This is a genomic window from Mycobacterium sp. DL (assembly GCF_039729195.1).
Taxonomy (GTDB): domain Bacteria; phylum Actinomycetota; class Actinomycetes; order Mycobacteriales; family Mycobacteriaceae; genus Mycobacterium; species Mycobacterium hippocampi_A.
The window spans coordinates 2,785,455-2,810,855 of sequence record NZ_CP155796.1; the positions used below are offsets into that span (position 1 = coordinate 2,785,455).

The following is a 25,401-nucleotide window of genomic DNA, read 5'->3' on the forward strand; positions in this document are numbered from 1 at the left end:
GAGCCGTAATGGACGGTGCTGTCGCAGGTTTGGTTCTGCTGGCCGTTTTGGTGGTGTTCGCCGTGATCGTGGTGGCGAAGTCGGTGGCATTGGTGCCCCAGGCCGAGGCCGCGGTGATCGAACGGCTGGGTCGCTACAGCAAGACGGTGTCGGGACAGTTGACGCTGCTGCTGCCGTTCATCGACAAGATCCGGGCGCGCGTCGATCTCCGTGAGCGCGTGGTGTCGTTCCCGCCGCAGCCGGTGATCACCGAGGACAACTTGACCGTCAACATCGACACCGTCGTCTACTTCCAGGTGACCAATCCGCAGGCCGCGGTGTATCAGATCAGCAACTACATCGTCGGTGTGGAGCAGTTGACCACCACCACGCTGCGCAACGTGGTGGGCGGCATGACGCTGGAGCAGACGCTGACCTCGCGTGACTCCATCAACGGCCAGCTCCGCGGGGTGCTCGACGAGGCCACCAACAGGTGGGGCCTGAGGGTGGCTCGAGTCGAACTGCGCAGCATCGACCCGCCGCCGTCGATCCAGGACTCGATGGAGAAGCAGATGCGCGCCGACCGTGAGAAGCGCGCGATGATCCTGACCGCGGAGGGTCACCGGGAGGCGTCGATCAAGCAGGCGGAGGGACAGAAGCAGTCCCAGATCCTGGCGGCCGAGGGCGCCAAGCAGGCAGCCATCCTCACCGCCGAGGCAGACCGGCAGTCCCGCATGCTGCGGGCCCAGGGTGAACGTGCGGCGTCCTACCTACAGGCTCAGGGGCAGGCCAAGGCGATCGAGAAGACGTTCGCCGCCATCAAGGCCGGTCGCCCGACTCCGGAGATGCTGGCCTATCAGTACCTGCAGACCTTGCCGCAGATGGCGCAGGGCGAGGCGAACAAGGTCTGGCTGGTCCCCAGCGATTTCGGCACCGCCCTGCAGGGGTTCACCAAGATGTTGGGCGCCCCGGGCGAGGACGGGGTGTTCCGCTACACGCCGTCGCCGGTCGAGGAGAACCTGCCGAAGCCGGAGGACGATTCGGAAGAGGTCGCCGACTGGTTCAACACCCAGACCGACCCGGAGATCGCACAGGCAGTCGCCGAGGCGGTGGCCGAGGCACGTACCCCGGTCGCCGGACTCGACGGTCCACGCCAGTACCCGCCGCTGACGCAGCAGTCACAACCCGACGCGACGGACTACTCGAAGCCGAGCGCGCCGGCGCCCCGTCACGGCTCGCCGGAACAGTGAACGCGCTGACCTCACCGAGAACCTATGCGGTGCTCGGCGCTCTGCAGGTCGGCGACGCGGTGGCATGCGCCGTGCCGATCGCGCCGATCGAGAAGGCCTTCGACGACGTCGGTCTGGCACCGGAACTGCGGCCGATAATCCCGTTCGTCAAAGTGGCGTCCGCCATCGGACTGCTGTCGGTGTACCGGTTCCCGGCGCTGGCCCGCCTCACCACCTTCATGCTGACGGTCTACTTCGTGCTGGCCGTCGGGTTTCACATCAAGGCCAGAGACTTCAGCCCCGGACTGGTCGCGGCGTCGTCGTTCCTCGCCCTGTACGCGGCGATGACTGCACGAGGCCCGTCGGTCACCCGGCGGTGATCGGCGTTTCCGACGGTTCGCTCGGCCGGTCGTCGGCGGTGCTGTGGTGCCGGTGCCTGTTCTTGCGGATCTCGTAGACCAGTCCGGCCACGCCGACACTGGCTGTGCACAGGGAGACCAGGAACAGCAGCGGGCTGACGTTGCCCGTGAGCGCATCACCGAGGATGACGACCGCGGCGGTGCCCGGCAGCAGACCGGCGACGGTGGCCAACGTGTAGGGCAGCACCCGGACCGCCGACGATCCCGCCGCGTAGTTCAGCACGGAGAACGGCACGGCCGGGATCATCCGCATCGACAGGACGGTCGGCCAGCCCCGCTCGGCGAGCCTGCCGTTCACCGCGTCCAGGCGCGGGTGCTCGACGAGCCGGTCCAGACGCCACCCCGCCGCGCGTATCAGCAGAAGCGCCGCCACGGCACTGACGGTGCTGGCCAGCACGGCCAGCGGGACACCCAGGTACGGGCCGAAGAGCAGGCCGGCGGCGAGGGTGAACATGGTGCGCGGGAACGGGAAGATCGTGATGACGATGTGCGCGGCAAGAAAGGCCAGCGGGAACCACGGACCCACCGAGGTCGCCCAGTCGCGCATCTGCACGGCGGTCGGGAGCGGCACCAGCACTGCAACTGCGACGAGGATCACAATCGCCGTCGTGATGGCCGCAAAGCGGCGTGGGGGCACCGTCCGCAGCGTGGCGAGCGTCGCCGCACGGATCGTGCGCAGCGTGCTGACGACGGATTTCACGTTTACCAACAGTACGGGGCGAGAGCGAACACCCTCGGTCGGACAGGCGTGCGGGCGGCGAAGATGTGCCCGACCGGGCCACGCTGCCGCACGGGTCATCATTTAGCCTGATGGCTGTGCAGAAACCCAGTGCCGGCGCTGCCGCGGGTGTAGTCGATGCCGACCTCGACCGATGGCGTTCCGCCGTGGCGGGCGTGCTGACCAAGACCACCCGGCGAGATCTCGCCGATCTACCCGCGCAACCGGAGCGGCTACTGGATTCGAAGACCTACGACGGCTTCCCGATCCGGCCGCTGTACACCGGTGCGGACGAGATCGCGGAGCCTGAGCTGCCGGGTCGCTGGCCTTTCGTCCGCGGTGGGGACGCTCTACGGGACGTGAAGTCGGGCTGGAAGGTCGCCGAGACGTTTCCCTCCGGTCCGTCGACCGCGGTCGACGGCAACGGCCAGGTGTTGCTGGGGCTGACCGAGGGCGTCAGCGCCCTGGTGCTGCGGGTCGGTGGCGGCGAGGATTCGGTAGCCCCGGCGGAGTTGGAACGCCTGCTCGACGGCGTCTTCCTCGACCTGGTGCCGGTGGTCCTGGACATCACCGGAGACGGTGCAGACCACGGTGCCGCGGCCGACGTGCTGCTCACGATGCTGAGCGGACTCGACGACGATCAACAGTCGCGGCTGTCGGTGGACCTCGGGGCCGACCCGCTGACCGCTCCGATGGCCGGACGGTCCGCGCCCGATCTCGATGAGGTCGTCGCGACCGCGCAGCGCCTCACCGGCTACGACGGGCACGTCCGGGCGATCACCGTCGACGGGCCCGCATTCCACAACCTCGGCGCCAACGCATCCTGGGAACTCGGCGCCGCCGTCGCGGCGGGCGTGGCCTACCTGCGCCTGCTGGTTGATGCCGGTCTGCCGGTCGCAACCGCACTCGGCCAGATCAGCTTCCGGTTCGCCGCCGACGACGACCAGTTCATGACCATCGCGAAACTGCGTGCCGCGCGGCAACTCTGGGCCCGGGTGGCTGATGTGCTGGGGGCGCCGACGGCAGGTGCGGCGACCGTGCACGCGACCACCTCACTGGCCATGATGACCCAGCGTGATCCGTGGGTGAACATGCTGCGCACCACGGTGGCGGCGTTCTCGGCGGGCGTCGGTGGTGCCGACACCGTGATGGTGCACCCGTTCGACGCCGCGATCCCCGGGGGATTCCCCGGCACCGCGCGCAGTTTCGCGCGACGTATCGCCCGCAACACCCAGTTGCTGCTCCTGGAGGAATCCCACATCGGCCGCGTCCTGGACCCGTCCGGCGGATCGTGGTTCGTCGAGGACCTCACCCGCGAACTCGCCGAGCAGGCCTGGGGGCATTTCCGGGAGGTCGAGGCCCTGGGCGGATTCCAGGCCGCCGAGGACCATGTCGTCGGGCAGATCTCCCAGGTCGCCGCGAATCGCAGGGCCGACATCGCGCATCGGCGGACCGCGCTGACCGGCGTCAACGAATATCCGAACCTGGCCGAAGTGCCACTGCCACAAGGGGAGTCGTTGCCGTCGGTGCAGCGATACGCGTCAGGCTTCGAGATGTTGCGGAATCGTTCGGATGCCCACCTGGAAACGGCGGGGGCCCGTCCCGCGGCGCTGCTGCTGCCGCTGGGTCCGCTCGCCGAGCACAACGTTCGTACCTCGTTCGCCTCGAACCTGCTGGCTTCCGGAGGTATCGAGGCGATCAATCCGGGACCGCTCGACGCCGACGGGATCGCGGGCGCAGTCTCCGACGCCGGCGGCGCCGAGATCGCGGTGATCTGCGGCACCGACGCGCGCTACGCAGACGAGGTCTCGGCGGCGGTTGATGCGGCCCGGCGGGCCGGGGTGGGGCACATTCTGCTTGCCGGTCCTGAGAAATCCGTCGCCACCGCCGAGTCGAAACCCGACGGCTACCTGACCGCCAAGATCGATGCGGTCGAGGCGCTGTCGGACCTGCTGACCCGATTGGGGGCCTGAGATGACCGCGTCCGATGTCGCCGGCAAGCCGGCTGCGACCTCCGAGGCCGGTGCGATCGGTAGCTTCGCCGACATACCGCTTCACGCCGAGCGGGAAGTGACAGCACCGACACCGGCGGACGTCGTCGAGCAGGTGTCGGCGGCCGCTGCCGCCCACGGATACACCCCCGACCAACTCGACTGGGCCACTCCCGAGGGCATCGATGTCAAACCCGTCTACATCGCGGCCGATCGCGACGAGGTCGTCGCCGAGGGGTATCCACTGGGCAGCCTGCCCGGCGAGCCGCCGTACGTGCGCGGGCCGTACCCGACGATGTACGTCAACCAGCCCTGGACGATCCGCCAGTACGCGGGGTTCTCGACCGCCGCTGAATCCAACGCGTTCTACCGGCGCAACCTGGCCGCCGGTCAGAAGGGCCTGTCGGTGGCTTTCGACCTCGCCACCCACCGCGGCTACGACTCGGACCACCCGCGCGTGGCCGGCGATGTCGGGATGGCCGGCGTGGCCATCGATTCGATCCTCGACATGCGCCAGTTGTTCGACGGGATCGACCTGTCCGCCGTCTCGGTGTCGATGACGATGAACGGTGCGGTGCTGCCGATCCTGGCGTTGTACGTCGCGGCCGCCGAGGAGCAGGGCGTGGCACCGGAGAAGCTCGCGGGCACGATCCAGAACGACATCCTCAAAGAGTTCATGGTCCGCAACACCTACATCTACCCGCCGAAGCCGTCGATGCGGATCATCTCCGACATCTTCGGATACACCAGCGTGAAGATGCCGAAGTACAACTCGATCTCCATCTCCGGATACCACATCCAGGAGGCCGGTGCGACAGCCGATCTGGAGTTGGGCTACACGCTCGCCGACGGGGTCGAATACCTCAAGGCGGGTCTGGACGCCGGCCTGGACATCGACAAGTTCGCCCCGCGGCTGTCGTTCTTCTGGGGCATCGGGATGAACTTCTTCATGGAGGTCGCCAAGCTGCGGGCCGGCCGGCTTCTGTGGAGCGAACTGGTCGGTGAATTCGGAACCCAAAGCCCAAAATCCAGGTCATTGCGCACCCATTCGCAGACCTCGGGATGGTCGCTGACGGCTCAGGACGCGTTCAACAACGTCGCACGGACCTGCGTCGAGGCGATGGCCGCGACCCAGGGCCACACTCAGTCGCTGCACACCAACGCGCTCGACGAGGCGCTGGCGCTGCCGACCGATTTCTCGGCTCGCATCGCGCGCAACACCCAGTTGCTGCTGCAGCAGGAATCGGGCACCACCCGGCCGATCGACCCGTGGGGCGGCTCGTACTACGTGGAGTGGCTGACCTACCGGTTGGCGGAGCGGGCACGCGCACACATCAAGGAGATCGCCGAACACGGTGGCATGGCCCAGGCCATCGACGCGGGCATACCGAAGCTGCGCATCGAGGAGGCCGCCGCGCGCACCCAGGCGCGGATCGACTCCGGACAGCAGACGGTGATCGGGGTGAACAAGTACCAGGTCGACGAGGACCACGAGATCGAGGTGCTCAAGGTCGAGAACAGCCGGGTGCGTGCCGAGCAGATCGCCAAGCTCGAAGCCCTGCGGGCCGACCGCGACGATGCCGCGACGCAGGCGGCGCTGGCCGAATTGACCCGTGCGGCAGCCGCTTCCGGTCCGGCCGGTGAGGACGGGCTGGGCAACAACCTGCTGGCGTTGGCGATCGCCGCGGCGCGCGCCAAGGCGACGGTGGGGGAGATCTCCGATGCGCTGGAGAAGGTCTACGGGCGCCACCAGGCAGAGATCCGGACGATCGCCGGGGTGTACCGAGACGAGGTGGGCATGGCCAGCAATGTCAGCGGTGCGACCGAACTCGTCGAGAAGTTCGCCGAGGCCGACGGCCGGCGACCCAGGATCCTGGTGGCCAAGATGGGGCAGGACGGGCACGACCGCGGGCAGAAGGTGATCGCGACGGCCTTCGCGGACATCGGTTTCGACGTCGACGTCGGTTCGCTGTTCTCGACGCCGGAGGAGGTGGCCCGGCAGGCGGCCGACAACGACGTGCACGTCGTCGGGGTGTCCTCATTGGCGGCCGGGCACCTGACGCTGGTGCCGGCGCTGCGGGACGCTCTCGCCGAGGTCAACAGACCCGACATCATGATCGTGGTCGGCGGTGTGATCCCCCCGGGTGATTTCGACGAGTTGTACGCCGCGGGCGCGACGGCGATCTTCCCGCCGGGCACCGTCATCGCCGATGCGGCGATCGGGCTACTGGGCAAGCTCGCCGAACGCCTCGGTTACACGCTCAACTAGATGAGCCAACCGATCGGTGAGGTGGCGGCAGCGGTCCGGGAGGGGGACCGTTCGGCGCTGGCGAGGGCGATCACGCTGGTCGAGTCCACACGGGCAGATCACCGCCAGCAGGCCCAGGAACTCCTGCTGGAGCTGATTAAGGATGCCGGCAGCGCGCTACACGTAGGCATCACGGGCGTGCCCGGGGTGGGCAAGTCGACCAGCATCGAGGCGCTCGGGATGTACCTCATCGAGCAGGGGCACCGGGTTGCGGTGCTCGCGGTCGATCCGTCGTCGACCCGCACCGGCGGCTCGATCCTCGGCGACAAGACGCGGATGGCACGGTTGGCCGTTCACGACGACGCCTACATCCGCCCCTCGCCGACCTCGGGGACCCTCGGCGGCGTCGCGAGGGCGACACGCGAGACGATCGTGTTGCTGGAGGCCGCCGGTTACGACGTGATCCTGGTGGAGACGGTGGGAGTCGGCCAGTCCGAGGTGGCGGTTGCCAACATGGTGGACACGTTCGTGTTCCTCACCCTCGCGCGGACCGGCGACCAGTTGCAGGGAATCAAGAAGGGCGTGCTCGAACTCGCCGACATCGTCGTGGTGAACAAGGCCGACGGTGAGCACGCCGTGGAGGCGAAGGCCGCCGCACGGGAGCTGGCAGGCGCGATCCGTCTGATCTATCCGCGTGAGACTCTCTGGCGGCCACCGGTTCTGACGATGAGTGCGCTCCACGGGTCGGGGTTGACGGAGCTCTGGGAGACGGTGCTCCGGCATCGTGACGTGCTCACCGAGGCAGGTGAGTTCGACGCCCGTCGGCGTCGGCAGCAGGTGGAATGGACGTGGTCGATGGTCCGCGACACGGTCCTCGACCGGGTGCTCTCCAGCCCCGGGGTGCGCGAGATCCGCGCCGATGTCGAGCGTCAGGTGCGCGACGGCGAACTGACTCCGACGCTTGCTGCGCAGCAGATCCTCGACGCCGCGGACAACCCTTCGAAGGTCGTCGGTTAACGAATCGGTAACTCCCGGTTTCTTTGCCGCGTGCCGGAGTAAATTCAAATCATTGTGACCGCAGTCAATGACTGGGAACGCAGCGCGGCGCTCCCACACGGTGTCGACGGCGCAGCCCTGCCGCGCGGAGTCCAGGGCGCCGCCGACGAGAACTTCCTCTGCGCCGTGCGTGCCTTCGCGCAGATGTTCCCGTGGCGCCGGCTGGGCGGCGGAGCCCTCTCGGTGTACCTCGACGGCGAGCCTGTCGTCGACATCTGGACCGGCTGGTCGGACCGCAAGGGTCAGCGCCACTGGAACGCCGACACCGGCACCATGGTGTTCTCGGCGACCAAGGGGGTGGCGGCGACGGTCATCCACCGACTGGCCGACCGTGGCCTGATCGACTACGACGCGCCTGTCGCCGAGTACTGGCCCGCCTTCGGTGCGAACGGCAAGTCGAAGATCACCGTGCGTGACGCGTTGCGTCACCGGGCAGGTCTGTCGCAGCTCAACGGGGCGGTCAAGGGTGATCTGATGGATCACCTGCGGATGGAGGAACGGCTCGCCGCGGCACCCCTCAGCTGGCTTCACGGACGGCCCGCCTACCACGCGTTGACCTTCGGGTGGCTGCTGTCCGGGTTGGCGCGCGGGGTCACCGGCAAGGGGATGCGTGAACTGATCCGCACCGAGGTCGCTGCGCCGCTGAACACCGACGGATTGCATCTCGGCCGGCCTCCCGCCCAGGCGCCGACGCACGCCGCCCAGATCATCGGTCCGCAGAGTGCTCTGCAGAATCCGTTCTTCAACCTGGTGGCACCCCGGTTGGCCGCGCTGCCGTTCTCCGCCGGCTTCGGCGCGATGTACTTCCCCGGGGTCAAGGCCTTCGTGCAGGGCGACACCCCGATGCTCGACAGCGAGATTCCCGCGGCCAACGGCGTGGCGACCGCCCGTGCGCTGGCGCGCATGTACGGCGCCATCGCCAACGGCGGGCGCATCGACGGCACGCAGTACCTGTCGAGCGAGACGGCCGCTGCCCTGGTCGGGCGGCCGAGCCTGCGACCCGACCACACCATGGTCATGCCGCTGGCATTCCATCTCGGGTATCACGGACTGCCGTTTCCCGGGGTGCTGCCCGGGTTCGGACATGTGGGGCTCGGCGGGTCACTGGGGTGGGCCGACCCGCAGAGCGGACTGGGCTTCGGTTACGTCCACAACCGGCTGCTGACGCCTCTGGTCGTCACCGACCAGGCGGGTTTCGTCGCGACCGCGGCGTTGATCCGCCGGGGAGCGACGCAGGCCCGCAAGAACGGTTACCGGGCGGTGCGGGAGTTCGGCTCGCCGTTCACCGATCTCACCCGGACGGCGATCTGAGACAAAGTGTCTGATCAGCGGTTCAGCTGGGTGTACGGCTGAACCATTTTGTCCTGATCCGCCACGAGTACGCCGAGGTCAGCGCGAAGCCGGCGCCACAGGCACAGGCGAAGACCCACACCACCGTGCTGCCCTGAACGGTCTGCAACGGCGGGACGAACGCGGTGACGATGCGCACGACGCACGCCAGGATGCCCATCGCGCACGCCACGAGATAGATGTTGGCGATCTGTCGGGACCGCGGATCGGCGCGCAGGACCAGTAGGGCTCGTGATCCGTATCCGAGCAGGTAGATCAGCATGCCGCAGAGCAGCAACCAGTAGGCGTTGAGCCAGAGGTCGGTGGGCACGTCGAAGAAGTCGGGGCGGTAGATCGCGGCGCCGTTGCCGAGCCAGAACGCCGCCAGCAGCAGCGGAATGCACACGGTGGCGGGCCGTTCGACGAACTGCTTGAACCGGCGGTGCATCGCGTGGTCGTGTTCGAGCCGGCCCAGAGCGTTGTAGACGACGGCGGAGGCGGCCACGATGTAGGCGTCGTGACCGAGGTAGTCCTCGAGGTTCCACTTCCCGGTCAGGGAGTGCAGCCAGACGCCGAGGGTCTCCGAGGCCAGCGGCGACATCAGCAGCACCGCCACTCCCTGGAGCGCGATGTTGAGGGTGGCGGCGACCTCCCAGCGGCACGACCAGGTGACACGCCGAATCCACAGACTCCACACGATGCACAGAAGTGTGATCGCGATGAGTGTTGCCAGAGCCATGCGGTGTTCCTAGAGGGGTGGCGCGTCGAGACGGGGTGTCAGCTCGGACAGCTTGGGCCTGTGCTGCACGGGTGCCTTGACGGTGGTCTGCTGCAGGGTCGCCACCCCGGACTCGACCGACTCGGCCGCGCGTACGTAGTTCCACACTTCTTGACGGCTCATCAACCCGAACTGGATCTGCAGGTCGGGGTAGCTCAGATCGAAGCGATCGGCCACCCGGCGCAGCTCCTCGGCGTTCGGGTAGTCGCTCTCCTTGATCCGCCGGTAGTAGGTGCTGCTGGACACGCCGAGAGCGTCGAACAGGTCCTTGGCATCGATCTCTCCGTCGAGGAGGTAATCGAGCAGGGCCTTCAGTTGTCTGCCGTTCTCGTCGGTACGTGGCACCAGGACACAATAAACCGAATTCCCGCACAAGGGCAGCCCCTGCCGGCAAACAGAAGACACGACCTTTATTGACACAGCCGTCACGGTTTTGGGACTGGTCTCCCAATTCTGGGACATTCGCTGTACGGTTAGCCGCATGGTCGCTCCTTACATGGCCGACGAGGTCAGGCCCTTGGTCAATTCGGTTCCGGCAACGCTGCAGGTGGTTGATCACCCCGCCGCAGAATGCGCCGAGTCGCGATTCGAGATTGTGAGTCTGCCGCCGACGAGCGAATTGGCAGAGGAACTCGACGGCGCCGCTGAATGGCTGGGCGTCAGTGGTGACGAGGTGCTTCTCGCTGCGCTCGGCCGGGCGATCGGCCGGGCCCGCGGCGAAGGTGCGGTGGCCGTCGATGTCACAGGCGAGCACCGGTGGCTGTTCCACACCGTGTCGTTGATCTGCTCCGACGTTCCCGCGATGGGCCCCACCGAGATGCTCCAGGGCGCCCACACCGCGCTTGCTGCGGCGCCGGGCACGCCGACCGCCACGGCCGAAGTGCTGTTGAATGTGGCGGCCGACGTCGACGATGCCGCCGGAAGTCACCTGCTCGAACTGCGGGTGCGCCGTGCAGGCGGGCAGCTCCGGCTCGACTGGCGCTACGACGCCACCAGATTCGACGCCTACAGCATCGAGGAGTTGGCCGAGCAGTTCCCGCTCGCCCTGATCGAGATCACGTCGGACGCGGCTGCGCCACTGTGATTCCGGCCTGACCGGTAGGCCCGCTAGACTTCGGGCCACAAGCGTCGATCCGGCCATCACCGGGGAGCTTTCGGAAGAACAGCGCTGCGGCCGGTGGTTTCGGGCCCGCGACGCCCAGTAGAACCGAACGGGCGGGCCCGTCATCGCCTCACTACGAGCGGCGCATCTCAGGTGCGCAAGCGGGGTGGTACCGCGGCTCTCGCGCACCGGCGCGACGTCGTCCCCGTGCCTGAACGACATCTGGCACAGGAGACACGCACGTGACCGCCTACCCGAAGCCTGCCGCCGGGGCACCCAGATTCCCTGCCCTCGAAGTCGACGTTCTCGAGTACTGGGCGGGCGACGACACCTTCCGCGCGAGCATCGAACGCCGCGACGGCGCACCCGAGTACGTGTTCTACGACGGGCCGCCCTTCGCCAACGGGCTGCCGCACTACGGGCATCTGCTCACGGGGTACGTCAAGGACATCGTGCCGCGCTACCGCACCATGCGCGGATACAAGGTCGAACGCCGCTTCGGATGGGACACCCACGGACTACCGGCCGAATTGGAGGTGCAGCGCCAACTCGGCATCACCGACAAGGCCCAGATCGAGCAGATGGGCATCGAGAAGTTCAACGACGCCTGCCGGGAATCGGTGCTCAAGTACGCCGACGAGTGGCGCTCCTATGTCACTCGTCAGGCACGCTGGGTCGACTTCGACAACGACTACAAGACATTTGATCTCGGCTTCATGGAGTCGGTGATCTGGGCGTTCAAGGAGCTGTGGGACAAGGACCTGGCCTACGAGGGCAACCGGGTACTGCCGTACTGCTGGAACGACGAGACGCCGCTGTCGAGCCACGAACTGCGGATGGACGACGACGTCTACCAGAGCCGTCAGGACCCGGCTCTGACCGTGGGCTTCCGCATCGACCGGGGCCCCGTCGACGGCGCAGTCGATCTTGTGGGCGCGTATCTGCTCATCTGGACGACGACTCCGTGGACACTGCCGTCCAACCAGGCCGTCGCGGTCAACCCCGGGGTCGAGTACGTCGTCGTCGCCGCGCCCGACGGGCGTCGCTACGTGTTGGCTGCGGCCCGCCTCGGTGCCTACGCCCGCGAACTGGGGGAGGAGCCGCAGGTCGTGGCCTCCCTCGCGGGCCGGGACTTGCTCGGCGTCCACTACGTTCCCCCGTTCCCGTACTTCATGGATTCGCCCAACGCCTTCCAGGTGCTGCCTGCGGACTTCGTCAGCACCGAGGATGGAACCGGCCTGGTGCACATGGCACCTGCCTACGGCGAGGACGACATGGAGACCGCGCAGGCCGCCGACATCGAGGCCGTCACCCCGGTTGACGCCAGAGGGCGGTTCGACGCCACCGTTCCCGACTATTCGGGCCAGCACGTGTTCGACGCCAACCCGCAGATCATCCGCGATCTGAAGAACCAGAGTCGGGCCGCGCAGGCCAACGGCGCGGTGTTGGTGCGCCACGACAGCTACGAGCACTCCTACCCACACTGCTGGCGCTGCCGGAACCCGTTGATCTATCGGGCGGTGTCGTCCTGGTTCATCAGGGTCACCAAGATCCGCGACCGCATGGTGGAGCTCAACCAGGAGATCACCTGGTACCCCGACCACGTCAAGGACGGGCAGTTCGGTAAGTGGCTGCAGGGCGCGCGCGACTGGTCCATCTCGCGAAACCGTTACTGGGGCACCCCGATTCCGGTGTGGAAGTCAGACGATCCGGCCTATCCGCGCATCGATGTGTACGGCAGCCTCGACGAGCTGGAGCGCGACTTCGGGGTACGGCCGGACAACCTGCACCGGCCGTACATCGACGAACTGACCCGGCCGAACCCCGACGACCCGACCGGCGCATCGACGATGCGGCGGATCGAGGACGTGCTCGACGTGTGGTTCGACTCCGGGTCGATGCCCTACGCCCAGGTGCACTACCCGTTCGAGAATCGGGAATGGTTCGACGGCTCGGGGGAAGAGGCCGCTGGTGGGGCGGTGGAGGCGCACTTCCCGGGCGACTTCATCGTCGAGTACATCGGACAGACCCGCGGCTGGTTCTACACGCTGCACATCCTGGCGACCGCACTGTTCGACAAGCCGGCTTTCCGGACCTGCGTGTCGCACGGCATCGTGCTGGGCAACGACGGGCAGAAGATGAGCAAGTCGCTGCGCAACTACCCCGACGTCACCGAGGTGTTCGACCGGGACGGCTCCGATGCGATGCGCTGGTTCCTGATGGCCTCGCCGATCCTGCGGGGCGGCAACCTCGTGGTCACCGAGCAGGGCATCCGCGAAGGGGTGCGGCAGGTGCTGCTGCCGCTGTGGAACTCGTACACGTTCCTGACCCTGTACGCACCGAAGAAGGGTGTCTGGCGCACCGACTCCGCCCATGTGCTGGACCGCTACATCCTGGCCAAGCTTGCCGCCCTGCGCGACAGCCTGACCCTGTCGCTGGACACCTGCGACATCTCCGTTGCGTGTGACCAGCTGCGCCAGTTCACCGAGGCGCTGACGAACTGGTATGTGCGGCGGTCACGTTCGCGGTTCTGGGAGGAGGATCCCGACGCTATCGACACGCTGCACACCGTGCTCGAGGTGACCAGCCGACTGGCCGCGCCGCTGCTCCCGCTGATCTCCGAGGTGATCTGGCGCGGGCTCACCGGCGAGCGGTCGGTTCACCTGACCGACTGGCCCGAGGCCGGCTCGCTGCCTGCCGACCCCGAACTGGTGGCCGACATGGACCTGGTGCGCGAGGTGGCCTCGACGGGATCCTCACTGCGCAAGGCCAAGAAACTGCGGGTTCGCCTGCCCCTGGCGAAACTGACTGTGGCTGTTGATGATCCGCAGCGGCTCGAGCCCTATCGAGATCTGATCGCCGACGAACTCAACGTGAAATCGGTTGAGCTCAGCGACGACATCGACGCGCACGGGCGCTTCGAGCTCGCCGTGAACGCGCGGGTCGCAGGGCCCCGTATCGGCAAGGACGTCCAGGCGGCGATCAAGGCAGTGAAGGCTGGGCAGGGGGTCCTCAACGCAGACGGCACGCTCACCGCGGGCCCGGCGGTGCTGCAGCCCGAGGAGTTCAGCGCCAAACTCGTCGCGGCCGACCCCGACTGGACGGCTGCGCTGGCTGACGGAGCGGGTCTGGTGGTGCTGGACGGGACCGTCACCCCCGAACTGGAGGCCGAAGGCTGGGCCAAGGATCGCATCCGTGAGCTGCAGGAGCTGCGGAAGACGACGGGACTCGAGGTGTCCGACCGGATTTCGGTGGTGATGTCGGTGCCCGCGGAGCAAGAGGCGTGGGCGCGCACCCACCGCGATCTGATCGCGGGCGAAATCCTGGCGACGAGCTTCGAGTTCGGCGATCCTGCCGAGGGCACGACAATCGGTGACGGCGTGCGGGTGGCGATCTCCAAGGCGTGACTCAGCCGTCGGTGACGCGGGCACCCCGGCCGGAGTACACCACCACATCGCCGGGGCGGAGCTGCCTGCCGCGCCGGGTGTCGACGTCACCGTTGACGCTGACCAGACCGTCGGCGATCACGGACTTCGCGTCGGCCCCCGAATCGATGAGGCCCGCCAGTTTGAGGAATTGTCCGAGCCGGATCGAGGTGTCCCGGATCGGAACGTCGGACGCCTCGGCGTTCGGGGTGTGTGCCATGCAGGTCACGCTAGCCCCGCACCGCCTAGCATCGGCGAGTGTGGCCGCGCGATGGGTGCTGCACCTGGACATGGATGCGTTCTTCGCATCTGTCGAGCAGCTGACCCGGCCCACCCTGCGGGGGCGGCCGGTGCTCGTCGGCGGTCTGGGCGGACGCGGCGTGGTGGCAGGTGCCAGCTATCAGGCCCGGGTCTTCGGTGCCCGGTCGGCGATGCCGATGCATCAGGCGCGCCGGTTGGTCGGGGCGGGCGCGGTGGTGCTGCCGCCGCGCGGCGTCGTTTACGGACTGGCCAGCCGCCGGGTCTTCGAGACCGTACGCACCAGGGTGCCGGTCCTCGAACAGCTGTCGTTCGACGAAGCGTTCGGCGAACCCCTCGAACTGGCCGGGGCATCGGCGTCGGAGGTGGCGTCGTTCTGCGAAGCACTCCGCGCCGAGGTGGCAGCGGTCACCGGGCTCGTCGCGTCCGTCGGCGCGGGATCGGGCAAGCAGATCGCCAAGATCGCTTCGGGCCTGGCCAAACCCGACGGCATCACCGTCATCGCCCGCGATCAGGAACACCCGCTGCTCGACGGTCTGCCGGTCCGCAAGCTGTGGGGTATCGGGCCGGTGGCCGAGGAGAAGCTGCACCGCCTGGGCATCGACACCATCGGCGGTTTCGCGGCGCTGTCGCACTCGGAGGTCGCGAACATCCTGGGGCCGACGGTCGGACCGGCGCTTCACCGGTTGGCGCGCGGGATCGACGATCGTCCGGTCGCCGAGAATTCGCCGGCCAAGCAGATCAGTGCCGAGTCCACGTTCGCCACGGACCTGATCACGCTCGATCAGCTGCGCGAGGCGGCGGTGCCCATCGGCGAGCATGCTCACCGGCGGCTGCTCAAGGACGGCCGCGGCGCCCGAACCGTCATCGTCAAGATGAAGAAGTCCGATATGAGCACGCTGACCAGGTCGGCGACGCTGCCTTATGCGACCACCGACGCCGCGACGCTGAATGCCACCGCCCGCCGACTCCTCCTCGATCCGGTGGAGATCGGTCCCATCCGCCTCGTCGGCGTCGGCTTCTCCGGTCTCTCCGACGTCCAACAGGAGTCGCTGTTCCCCGATCTGGAGCTGATGGCCACCGAAGAGGTGTCACACACCGGGTCATCGCAACCGCCGGCCGATGGCGACCCGGTGCTGCCGGCATGGCGGGTCGGTGACGATGTCGTCCACACCTTCCACGGTCACGGATGGATCCAGGGCGCCGGACACGGCGTCATGACGGTGCGCTTCGAGACCCGGGCCACCGGACCCGGGCCGGTGCGCACTTTCGCGGCCGCCGACCCCGAGGTGACCCACGCCAACCCGGTGGACAGTCTGGACTGGCCGGACTTCGTGGAGGAGATCGCCCGTCACCAGAGCACGCCGTAGTGGAGGTTCAGCCCCAGCGCTGGAAGACGTCCTCGGCGGGCAGATCTGCGGCCAGGGCGGCCATCAGCAGCACCCGCGCCTGCGGGGGCCGAAGCCGCGGCACGACGAACGCGCCGGTGTCCTTCAGAGCGCGTCCCGGCCCGTAACCGGGGCTGACCCGGCCATCGGGCACGCGCGTCGACACCGCGACCGCAACCCCGTTGCGTCGGTGTCGACCCACCCCGTCGATGAGGGCGGTTCCGGCGTTGCCCGAACCCAGCGCCTCCAGCACGATGCCGCGGGCGCCGGCGGCGACGAAGGCGTCGAGTGCGACGGTGTCGGCGCCCGGGTAGGCGACGACGATGTCCACCCGAGGTGCGTCGGCGGCTGCGAGTTCGCCCAGGAAGGGCCGGTCCTTCACCGGCCCCAGAGGGCGGCCGACGAAGCCCTGGAGGTCGGCGGTGGCCACCTTGTGCAGGCCGAGGGGCTCGAACACCGCGCCGGCGAAGCTCACGGCCACACCGACGTCGCGGGCGCGCAGGTCGGCCGCGACGGCGAGCGCTTCACGTAGGTTCGACGGTCCATCGGAGTCGGGTGCGTCGGCGCTGCGTTGGGCGCCGGTCAGGATGACGGGCGTCGCGCCGTCATAGGTGAGCTCGAGCCACAGCGCTGTCTCTTCCATCGTGTCGGTGCCGTGCGTGACGACGATGCCGTCGGCGTCGGCGGCCACCGAGCGCACGGCGGCGGCGATCCGGTCCCAATCAGGTGGGGTGAGTTGCGAGCTGTCCACCGACATCACATCGATGACCTCGACGTCCAAGCCCTCCGTGAGGTCGGCTCCGGTGCGGGAGGGACGTTTGACGCCGTCGGCGCCCGCGCTTGTCGAGATCGTCCCACCGGTGGCTATGACGACGAGACGAGGCATGGGTGGAATTGTTCCCCACCGATGCTTTGAGAGGATGGGGGCGTGACTGATGAATCATCGAGCCCGGTCGAGCCCGCCACCGGTGGCGAGCCCGCCGAGCCGGCGGAGGCCAAGCCCCGGCGACAGCTGCGCCTCCTGCTCACTGTCGCGGCGGTGATTCTGGTCCTCGACATCGTCACCAAGGTGCTGGCCGTCCGGCTGCTGACACCCGGTCAGCCGGTCTCGATCATCGGCGACACCGTGACGTGGACATTGGTTCGGAACTCCGGGGCGGCCTTCTCGATGGCGACCGGCTACACCTGGGTGCTCACCCTGGTCGCGACCGGGGTGGTGTTCGGGATCATCTGGATGGGCCGTCGTCTGGTGTCCCCGTGGTGGGCGATCGGCCTCGGCATGATCCTCGGCGGCGCGATGGGCAACCTCGTGGACCGCTTCTTCCGCTCACCGGGGCCGCTGCGCGGCCACGTGGTGGACTTCCTGTCCATCGGATGGTGGCCGGTGTTCAACGTGGCCGACCCCTCGGTCGTGGGTGGGGCGATCCTGCTGGTCGTGCTGTCGCTGTTCGGTTTCGACTTCGACACCAATGGCAGGCGCAAGCCGGACGCCGAAACCGGAGACAGATGACCACCCGTTCCATGCCGGTTCCCGAAGGTCTCGCCGGCATGCGTGTCGACGCCGGACTGGCCCGGCTCCTCGGCCTGTCGCGCACCGCGGCCGCAGCGCTGGCCGAGGACGGCGGAGTCGAACTCGACGGTGCCCGTGCAGGCAAGTCCGACAAGCTGACCGCGGGCGCGTGGCTGGAAGTGCGGCTACCCGAGGCGCCCGCAGCGGTGGAGAACACGCCGGTCGACATCGAGGGCATGTCGATCCTGTACTCCGACGACGACATCGTCGCCGTCGACAAGCCCCCGGGGGTGGCGGCGCACGCCACCGTCGGCTGGCACGGGCCGACGGTGCTCGGAGGCTTGGCAGCTGCGGGCTTCCGGATCAGCACCTCGGGGATCCACGAACGCCAGGGGATCGTGCACCGACTCGATGTCGGCACGTCCGGAGTGATGGTCGTCGCCCTCTCGGAGCGGGCGTACACGGTACTCAAGCGGGCATTCAAACAGCGCACCGTCGAGAAGCGCTACCACGCCCTGGTTCAAGGTCATCCCGACCCGAGCAGCGGAACCATCGACGCGCCCATCGGCCGCCACCGTGGGCACGACTGGAAGTTCGCCGTCGTCGAAGGTGGGAGGAACAGCATCACCCACTACGACACGGTGGAGGCCCACCAGGCCGCAAGCCTGCTCGACGTCGAACTGCAGACCGGGCGCACCCACCAGATCCGGGTCCATTTTGCCGCGCTGCACCACCCGTGCTGCGGTGACCTCACCTACGGTGCCGATCCAACCCTGGCGAAAAGGCTTGAGCTGGAGCGGCAGTGGCTTCACGCCAGATCTCTGGCATTCGCTCATCCGGCTGACGGGAGGCGTGTCGAGATCACCAGTCCGTATCCGGCCGACCTGCAGCACGCGCTGGACGTACTGCGCGATCAGCACCGGTGAGGTCCGGGCTGCTCTTCGGTGTCGGCGCCTACGGCATGTGGGGGCTGTTTCCGGCGTTCTTCCCGCTGCTGAAGCCGGCGGGCGCGGTCGAGGTGCTGGCCCACCGGATCATCTGGAGCTTCCTGCTCATGCTGGTGGTCGTCGCCGCGGTCAGACGGTTCGGTGACCTCAAGGCCATCAGCGGACGTGTCTGGCTGCTGCTGACCGCGGCGGCAGCACTCATCTCGGTCAACTGGGTGATCTACGTCTACGCCGTCAACAACGGTCACGTCGTCGACGCCGCGCTCGGCTACTTCATCAACCCGCTGGTGTCGATCGCGCTCGGATTGCTGATCTTCCGGGAGAAGTTGAACGCCTGGCAGCTTGTGGCGCTACTGATCGCAGTCAGCGCGGTGGTGGTCCTGACGGTCAACGTGGGATCCCCGCCGGTGATCGGCCTCGGCCTGGCGCTGTCGTTCGGCCTCTACGGCGCGGTCAAGAAGTTGGTGCCGACCGACCCGCGGGTCAGCGTCGGGATCGAAGCGGCGATCGCGGCCCCGTTCGCGCTGGCCTATGTGGGGTTCCTGCAGGTGACGGGAGAGGGCACCTTCACCGGCCACGGAATCGGGCACGTCGTCCTGATGGTTCTCGCGGGTGTGCTCACGGCGCTGCCGCTGTTGCTGTTCGCCGCCGCTGCGCAGCGCCTGGCGATGGTGTCCCTGGGGCTGCTGTTCTACATGACACCGGCGATGCAGTTGACGTGGGGGGTCCTGGTCGGCCACGAACCGATGCCGCCCGCGAGGTGGTTGGGGTTCGGATTGATCTGGCTGGCGCTCGGGGTGTTCACGGTTGATGCGGTGCGTCGCGCGCGTGTCGGACGCAGAACCGAACCGTCAACGGTGTAAAAATTTGCAAGACTACCGATTGACCCACTGTCAGCAATGCCATAACGTTTGCTCGTGGACAGCGAGCCGGCGGACCGGTCCCGAGTTCGAGGACGTGGTCGCCCGGTTGGCGCCGACTCCGAGGCGACGCGTCTGCGCATCCTCGACGCAGCCCGCCTGGTCATCGCCGAACGCGGTTACCGCGCAACGACGTTCCAGCAGATCGCGCTCCGCGCGGGGGTGAGCCGCCCTACGTTGCACTATTACTTCGCCACCCGCGAGCAGGTGTACGAGATCCTGCTCAGGCAGACCTACACGCTGGTAGCCGAATGTGCGGTCGCCGCGCAACGCGAAGTGGGGCTTCGGCAGCAGATGGCGGTGTTCATCGAGGCGATGCAGCAATTGCTGGGCACCGACGAGGCGACCATGCGGTTCCTGGTGGCCGCGCGGCTCGAACACCAGCGTGACAGGCACCGCCACGACGCGGCCGACGCCGTGGTGGCCACGGTGCACGGTTTCTACCAGTCGATCGTGGTGCAGGCGATCGCCCACGGTGAATTGGCACCCGACATGGACCCTCGTGCCGTGGCCGACATGCTGTCGGCATTGTTCTGGGGCATGGGATTTCACGCCGGCTTCGTCGATGCCGGCGAGTCTCCGGCGATTGCCAGGCAATTGCTGGATGTGTTCGACAACGGGTTGCTGGGCGCGCGTGTCGCAGCTCCCGTCGACGCGTGAACCGAACTGGCTGAGACACGCACCCCGACACGCCGAGCGCTGTCGGTGGCCGGTCATAGACTGGCGTCCCTATGAGCGGTTCAGACTTGCGGTCCTCAGGGTCTTTTGTTCACCTGCACAACCACACCGAGTACTCGATGCTGGATGGCGCCGCGAAGATCAGCCCGATGCTGGCCGAGGCCCAGCGGCTGGACATGCCCGCCGTGGGGATGACCGATCACGGAAACATGTTCGGCGCCAGCGAGTTCTACACCAAGGCGACCGAAGTGGGCATCAAGCCGATCATCGGCGTGGAGGCCTACATCGCCCCGGCGTCGCGCTTCGAGACCAAGCGCGTGCTGTGGGGCGACCCGGGCCAGAAGAGCGACGACGTCTCCGGCAGCGGGTCGTACACCCACATGACGATGGTCGCCGAGAACGCCACCGGGCTGCGCAATCTGTTCAAGCTGTCCTCGCTGGCCTCGTTCGAGGGCCAGCTCGGCAAGTGGTCGCGCATGGACGCCGAGATCATCGCCGAACACGCCGAGGGCATCATCGCCACCACCGGCTGCCCGTCCGGTGAGGTGCAGACCCGGTTGCGCCTGGGCCACGAGCGCGAGGCGCTGGAGGCTGCCGCCAAGTGGCGGGAGATCTTCGGGCCGGACAATTTCTTCCTGGAACTGATGGACCACGGCCTCGACATCGAACGCCGGGTCCGCGAGGGGCTCATCGAGGTCGGGAGGAAACTGGGCATCCCGCCGCTGGCGACCAACGACTGCCACTACGTCACCCGCGATGCGTCCCGCAACCACGAGGCGCTGCTGTGCGTGCAGACCGGCAAGACCCTGTCGGATCCCACCCGATTCAAGTTCGACGGTGACGGCTACTTCCTCAAGTCCGCCGCCGAGATGCGCGCGCTGTGGGACGACAACGTGCCCGGAGCCTGTGATTCGACGCTGCTCATCGCCGAGCGGGTGCAGTCCTACTCCGATGTGTGGGCGCCCCGCGACCGGATGCCGATCTTCCCGGTGCCCGAAGGGCACACACAGGAGACATGGCTGCGGCACGAGGTCGCCGCCGGGCTGGAGCGCCGGTTCCCGGCCAGCGTGCCGCAGGAGTACACGGACCGGGCCGACTTCGAGATCAAGGTGATCTGCGAGAAGGGTTATCCGTCCTACTTCCTGATCGTCGCCGACCTGATCAACTACGCCCGATCGGTCGACATCCGGGTGGGGCCGGGCCGAGGGTCGGCCGCCGGCTCGTTGGTCGCCTACGCCATGGGCATCACCAACATCGACCCGATCCCGTACGGCCTGCTGTTCGAACGGTTCCTCAATCCCGAGCGGGTGTCGATGCCCGACATCGACATCGACTTCGACGACCGCCGCCGCGGAGAGATGCTGCGGTACGCCGCCAACAAGTGGGGCAGTGACCGGGTCGCCCAGGTCATCACCTTCGGCACCATCAAGACCAAAGCGGCGCTCAAGGATTCGGCGCGCGTCAACTACGGACAACCCGGGTTCGCGATCGCCGACCGGATCACCAAGGCGTTGCCGCCGCCCATCATGGCCAAGGACATCCCGCTGTCGGGGATCACCGACCCCAACCACGAGCGGTACAAGGAAGCCGCCGAGGTGCGCGGTCTGATCGACACCGATCCGGATGTGCGGACCATCTACGAGACAGCCCGCGGCCTCGAGGGGCTGGTGCGCAACGCCGGTGTGCATGCCTGTGCGGTGATCATGAGCTCCGAGCCGCTCATCGATTCGATCCCGCTGTGGCGGCGCCCGCAGGACGGCGCGGTCATCACCGGCTGGGACTATCCGTCGTGTGAGGCCATCGGCCTGCTCAAGATGGACTTCCTGGGGCTGCGCAACCTGACGATCATCGGTGACTGCCTGGAGAACATCAAGGCCAACCGCGGCATCGACCTGGACCTGGACACGGTGCCGCTCGACGATCCGGCGGCGTACGAACTGCTCGGGCGCGGTGACACCCTCGGGGTGTTCCAACTCGACGGTGGCCCGATGCGTGACCTGCTGCGCCGCATGCAGCCCACCGGCTTCGAGGACGTCGTTGCGGTCATCGCGCTCTACCGTCCCGGTCCGATGGGCATGAACGCCCACAACGATTACGCCGACCGCAAGAACAACCGCCAGGCGATCAAGCCGATCCACCCGGAACTCGAGGAACCGCTGCGGGAGATCCTCGCCGAGACCTACGGCCTGATCGTCTACCAAGAGCAGATCATGCGCATCGCACAGAAGGTCGCCGGCTACTCGCTCGCCCGAGCCGACATCCTGCGGAAAGCCATGGGCAAGAAGAAGCGCGAGGTCCTGGAGAAGGAGTTCGAGGGCTTCTCCGAAGGGATGAAGGCCAACGGTTTCTCGGCGGCGGCCGTCAAGGCGTTGTGGGACACGGTGTTGCCGTTCGCCGACTACGCGTTCAACAAGTCGCACGCCGCCGGTTACGGCCTGGTGTCGTACTGGACGGCGTACCTGAAGGCCAACTATCCGGCCGAGTACATGGCGGGCCTGCTCACCTCCGTCGGTGACGACAAGGACAAGGCCGCGATCTACCTCGCCGACTGCCGCCGCCTGGGCATCACAGTGCTGCCGCCGGACGTGAACGAGTCGGCGCACAACTTCGCCTCGGTCGGAACCGACATCCGCTTCGGGCTCGGCGCGGTACGCAATGTCGGCGCCAACGTTGTTGCCTCACTGGTGAACACCCGTACCGAGAAGGGCAAGTACACCGACTTCTCGGACTATCTGAACAAGATCGATATCGCTGCCTGCAACAAGAAGGTGACCGAGTCGCTGGTCAAGGCAGGGGCCTTCGACTCGCTCGGACACCCGCGCAAAGGTCTGTTCCTCGTGCACACCGACGCCGTCGACTCGGTGCTGGGCACCAAGAAAGCCGAGGCGATCGGGCAATTCGACCTGTTCGGCGGTGGCTCCGACGACGGCGCAGGCAGGGATGCGGTGTTCACCATCAAGGTTCCCGACGAGGAGTGGGAGGACAAGCACAAGCTCGCCCTCGAGCGTGAGATGCTCGGGCTCTACGTGTCAGGTCACCCGCTCAACGGCATCGCCCATCTGCTGGCCGCCCAGGTCGACACCGCGATCCCGGCGATCCTGGCCGGCGACGTCGCCAACGAGACCCAGGTGCGTATCGGCGGAATCCTCGCCTCGGTGAACCGCCGGGTCAACAAGAATGGATTGCCTTGGGCGTCGGCGCAATTGGAGGATCTCACCGGCGGTATCGAGGTGTTGTTCTTCCCGCAGACCTACTCGATGTTCGGCGCCGAGATCGCCGATGACGTCGTCGTTCTGGTCGGTGCCAAGGTGGCCATCCGCGACGATCGCATTTCGCTGATCGCCAACGAACTCGTGGTGCCGGACTTCTCGAGCGCCCAGGTCAATCGGCCGGTTGCGGTGAGCCTGCCGACGCGACAGTGCACGGTGGACAAGGTCAGCGCCCTCAAGCAGGTGCTGGCACGTCATCCCGGGACGGCGCAGGTGCATCTGCGGTTGATCAGCGGTGAGCGCATCACCACGCTGGAGTTGGACCAGTCGCTGCGGGTGACCCCGTCCTCGGCCCTGATGGGCGACCTCAAGGCGCTGCTGGGACCAGGGTGCCTGGGCGGTTGAGCACCTCCGGGTAGCGTCAGCTGAGCATGCCGACGGCCCGTGCGATGCGATCAGAATCAGAATGCGGCTGCGCCGCCCGAGGCGAAAAGTCAGTCAGTGGAGGCGGCGAAGCCCAGAACGAGCCATACCACCGCGCCGACCCCGGCACCGCTGAGCACTGCGGGAGCCGCGGCGGTGGTCACCACGGCGACCACCGCGAACACCAGCAGGCCGACCACCAGGGCGACCACCTTGTAGGCGGGCCACGGGACGCCGGCGATCGAGACCGTCGAGGCCGGACGGGTTGCTTCGTCCCGGAACTGTTCGGCGGTGGTCATGTAGTGACGATAGCTCGCAAGCCAAGTTTCGGCCACCCGAAACACCGATTATGGCCGGGCGATTCTCACTAGTCTGGCTACCTATCGGCCCGGGCGCCGGCGGCGCACCCGCGGGGCAGTCCGAACGCCGCGCGCCAACGGGTCCACAGAATCCATTTTTGCTGTTGAGCCGCGCGGTGGCACCATGGTGCGGTGTCCGCTGAGCTGAGTGATGGTGCCCGAATCGGTACTGCGGCGCCGTTGCGCGCCGCAGACATCGACGAGGCCGCCGGGCGGATCTCCGACGTGGTGTCCAAGACGCCGCTGCAACTCATCGATCGGCTGTCCGAGATCACCGGTGCACGGGTCTACCTCAAGCGCGAGGATCTGCAGGCGGTGCGCTCGTACAAGCTGCGCGGTGCCTACAACCTGCTGATGCAGCTCAGCCCCGAGGAGAAGGCTGCCGGGGTGGTGTGTTCCTCTGCAGGCAACCATGCCCAGGGGTTCGCGCTGGCGTGCCGGTCGATGGGCATCCACGGACGTGTGTACGTTCCGGCCAAGACGCCGAAGCAGAAGCGCAATCGGATCAGGTATCACGGCGGCGAGTTCATCGAGTTGATCGTCGGCGGCAAGACGTACGACATGGCGGCCGAAGCAGCTCTCGACGACGTCGCGCGCACCGGCGCCACGCTCGTGCCGCCGTACAACGATCTGCGGACGATGGCCGGGCAGGGCACCATCGCGGTGGAGATCCTGGAGCAACTCGGCGCCGAACCCGATCTGGTGGTCGTTCCGGTCGGCGGCGGCGGCTGCATCAGCGGCGTCACCACCTATCTGGCGGAGCGCACCACCACGACGTCGGTGCTCGGTGTCGAGCCCGCCGGGGCCGCCGCGCTGGTGGCCGCTCTGGCCAACGGAGCCCCGGTGACGCTCGACCACGTCGACCAGTTCGTCGACGGCGCCGCGGTCGCACGGGTGGGCGCCCTGCCGTTCGCGGCCCTGTCGGCCGCCGGTGACATGGTGTCGATCACCACCGTCGACGAAGGTGCGGTGTGCACTGCGATGCTCGACCTCTATCAGAACGAGGGCATCATCGCCGAGCCTGCGGGCGCGTTGTCGGTGGCCGCACTGCTCGATGCCGACATCCAGCCCGGATCCACCGTGGTCTGCCTGATCTCGGGTGGCAACAATGATGTCTCCCGCTACGGGGAGGTCCTCGAACGGTCGCTGGTTCATCTGGGGCTGAAGCACTACTTCCTCGTCGACTTCCCGCAGGAACCGGGCGCCTTGCGCCGGTTCCTCGACGAGGTTCTCGGCCCCAACGACGACATCACGCTGTTCGAGTACGTCAAGCGCAACAACCGCGAGACCGGCGAGGCGTTGGTCGGCATCGAGATGGGGTTGGCATCGGATCTGGAGGGGCTGGTCGCACGGATGCAGACCTCCGAATGCCATGTCGAACTCCTCGAGCCGGGCTCGCCCACCTACCGCTATCTGACCTGAGCTGCTCAGTTGC

The 25,401-nt window shown here is 67.5% G+C and carries 21 protein-coding genes; 15 read left to right on the top strand and 6 right to left on the bottom strand.

Features of this window, described 5'->3' with window-relative positions; translation table 11 throughout:
• Window positions 1–8 precede the first annotated feature (8 nt).
• On the top strand, window positions 9–1,229 hold the full coding sequence (locus tag ABDC78_RS13415) for an SPFH domain-containing protein (protein ID WP_178359188.1): 1,221 nt from the start codon (window positions 9–11) through the stop codon (window positions 1,227–1,229).
• Window positions 1,226–1,588: a DoxX family protein gene (locus tag ABDC78_RS13420; protein ID WP_178359189.1), complete on the top strand. Its 363-nt coding sequence runs from the start codon at window positions 1,226–1,228 to the stop codon at window positions 1,586–1,588. The genes ABDC78_RS13415 and ABDC78_RS13420 overlap by 4 nt, the downstream gene beginning before the upstream one ends.
• Here ABDC78_RS13420 and ABDC78_RS13425 read toward each other — a convergent pair.
• Window positions 1,575–2,327 (bottom strand): TVP38/TMEM64 family protein, encoded by a 753-nt coding sequence (locus tag ABDC78_RS13425; protein WP_178359190.1) that lies wholly within the window; start codon window positions 2,325–2,327, stop codon window positions 1,575–1,577. The two genes, ABDC78_RS13420 and ABDC78_RS13425, sit on opposite strands and share 14 nt — an antisense overlap.
• A gap of 110 nt (window positions 2,328–2,437) precedes the next feature.
• Here ABDC78_RS13425 and mutA point away from each other — a divergent pair, with 110 nt between their 5' ends.
• From mutA to ABDC78_RS13445, 4 genes are read left to right on the top strand one after another with little or no spacing between them, the layout of a single operon-like run.
• Complete coding sequence (mutA, locus tag ABDC78_RS13430) at window positions 2,438–4,318, top strand: methylmalonyl-CoA mutase small subunit (RefSeq protein WP_178359191.1); 1,881 nt, start codon at window positions 2,438–2,440, stop codon at window positions 4,316–4,318.
• Between the two features lies 1 nt (window position 4,319).
• Window positions 4,320–6,605: a methylmalonyl-CoA mutase gene (scpA, locus tag ABDC78_RS13435; protein ID WP_178359192.1), complete on the top strand. Its 2,286-nt coding sequence runs from the start codon at window positions 4,320–4,322 to the stop codon at window positions 6,603–6,605.
• A complete protein-coding gene (gene meaB / locus ABDC78_RS13440; RefSeq protein ID WP_178359193.1) occupies window positions 6,606–7,601 on the top strand; it encodes a methylmalonyl Co-A mutase-associated GTPase MeaB in 996 nt (331 codons plus the stop codon).
• A gap of 54 nt (window positions 7,602–7,655) precedes the next feature.
• The gene (locus tag ABDC78_RS13445) at window positions 7,656–8,951 is read left to right on the top strand and encodes a serine hydrolase domain-containing protein (protein ID WP_178359194.1); all 1,296 of its coding nucleotides are present in this window, start codon (window positions 7,656–7,658) and stop codon (window positions 8,949–8,951) included.
• Between the two features lie 22 nt (window positions 8,952–8,973).
• On the opposite strand, the gene ABDC78_RS13450 is transcribed toward ABDC78_RS13445, so the two are convergent.
• A complete protein-coding gene (locus ABDC78_RS13450; protein WP_178359195.1) occupies window positions 8,974–9,708 on the bottom strand; it encodes a hypothetical protein in 735 nt (244 codons plus the stop codon).
• A gap of 9 nt (window positions 9,709–9,717) precedes the next feature.
• The gene (locus ABDC78_RS13455; protein ID WP_178359196.1) at window positions 9,718–10,092 is read right to left on the bottom strand and encodes a helix-turn-helix transcriptional regulator; all 375 of its coding nucleotides are present in this window, start codon (window positions 10,090–10,092) and stop codon (window positions 9,718–9,720) included.
• Window positions 10,093–10,228: 136 nt separating this feature from the next.
• On the opposite strand from ABDC78_RS13455, the gene ABDC78_RS13460 reads away from it, so the two are divergent.
• Window positions 10,229–10,831, top strand: a complete 603-nt coding sequence (locus tag ABDC78_RS13460; protein WP_178359197.1) for a hypothetical protein — start codon at window positions 10,229–10,231, stop codon at window positions 10,829–10,831.
• A gap of 260 nt (window positions 10,832–11,091) precedes the next feature.
• A complete protein-coding gene (gene ileS / locus ABDC78_RS13465; protein WP_178359198.1) occupies window positions 11,092–14,256 on the top strand; it encodes an isoleucine--tRNA ligase in 3,165 nt (1,054 codons plus the stop codon).
• A gap of 1 nt (window position 14,257) precedes the next feature.
• Here ileS and ABDC78_RS13470 read toward each other — a convergent pair whose 3' ends face one another.
• The gene (locus ABDC78_RS13470; protein WP_178359199.1) at window positions 14,258–14,494 is read right to left on the bottom strand and encodes an RNA-binding S4 domain-containing protein; all 237 of its coding nucleotides are present in this window, start codon (window positions 14,492–14,494) and stop codon (window positions 14,258–14,260) included.
• Window positions 14,495–14,534: 40 nt separating this feature from the next.
• Between ABDC78_RS13470 and ABDC78_RS13475 the strand changes: the two genes are divergently transcribed.
• Entirely contained in the window at window positions 14,535–15,902 is a 1,368-nt protein-coding gene (locus tag ABDC78_RS13475; protein ID WP_178359200.1) for a DNA polymerase IV, read from the top strand.
• Between the two features lie 7 nt (window positions 15,903–15,909).
• On the opposite strand, the gene ABDC78_RS13480 is transcribed toward ABDC78_RS13475, so the two are convergent.
• Window positions 15,910–16,806, bottom strand: a complete 897-nt coding sequence (locus ABDC78_RS13480) for an asparaginase (protein WP_178359201.1) — start codon at window positions 16,804–16,806, stop codon at window positions 15,910–15,912.
• A 42-nt stretch (window positions 16,807–16,848) separates the two neighbouring features.
• On the opposite strand from ABDC78_RS13480, the gene lspA reads away from it, so the two are divergent.
• From lspA to dnaE, 5 genes are all read left to right on the top strand, one after another.
• On the top strand, window positions 16,849–17,430 hold the full coding sequence (gene lspA, locus ABDC78_RS13485; protein ID WP_178359202.1) for a signal peptidase II: 582 nt from the start codon (window positions 16,849–16,851) through the stop codon (window positions 17,428–17,430).
• Entirely contained in the window at window positions 17,427–18,356 is a 930-nt protein-coding gene (locus ABDC78_RS13490) for an RluA family pseudouridine synthase (RefSeq protein ID WP_178359203.1), read from the top strand. Before lspA ends, ABDC78_RS13490 begins: the two co-directional genes overlap by 4 nt.
• Window positions 18,353–19,240 (top strand): EamA family transporter RarD, encoded by an 888-nt coding sequence (rarD, locus tag ABDC78_RS13495; protein ID WP_178359204.1) that lies wholly within the window; start codon window positions 18,353–18,355, stop codon window positions 19,238–19,240. The genes ABDC78_RS13490 and rarD overlap by 4 nt, the downstream gene beginning before the upstream one ends.
• A 54-nt stretch (window positions 19,241–19,294) precedes the next feature.
• Window positions 19,295–19,957, top strand: coding sequence for a TetR/AcrR family transcriptional regulator (locus ABDC78_RS13500; protein ID WP_178359205.1), 663 nt, complete (start codon window positions 19,295–19,297; stop codon window positions 19,955–19,957).
• A 71-nt stretch (window positions 19,958–20,028) separates the two neighbouring features.
• Entirely contained in the window at window positions 20,029–23,589 is a 3,561-nt protein-coding gene (gene dnaE, locus ABDC78_RS13505; protein WP_178359206.1) for a DNA polymerase III subunit alpha, read from the top strand.
• An 89-nt stretch (window positions 23,590–23,678) separates the two neighbouring features.
• On the opposite strand, the gene ABDC78_RS13510 is transcribed toward dnaE, so the two are convergent.
• Window positions 23,679–23,906 carry a hypothetical protein gene (locus ABDC78_RS13510; protein ID WP_178359207.1) on the bottom strand — a complete coding sequence of 76 codons (228 nt, stop codon included), beginning with the start codon at window positions 23,904–23,906 and terminating at the stop codon, window positions 23,679–23,681.
• Between the two features lie 192 nt (window positions 23,907–24,098).
• On the opposite strand from ABDC78_RS13510, the gene ilvA reads away from it, so the two are divergent.
• Window positions 24,099–25,388, top strand: a complete 1,290-nt coding sequence (gene ilvA, locus ABDC78_RS13515) for a threonine ammonia-lyase IlvA (protein WP_178359208.1) — start codon at window positions 24,099–24,101, stop codon at window positions 25,386–25,388.
• Window positions 25,389–25,401: the final 13 nt, after the last annotated feature.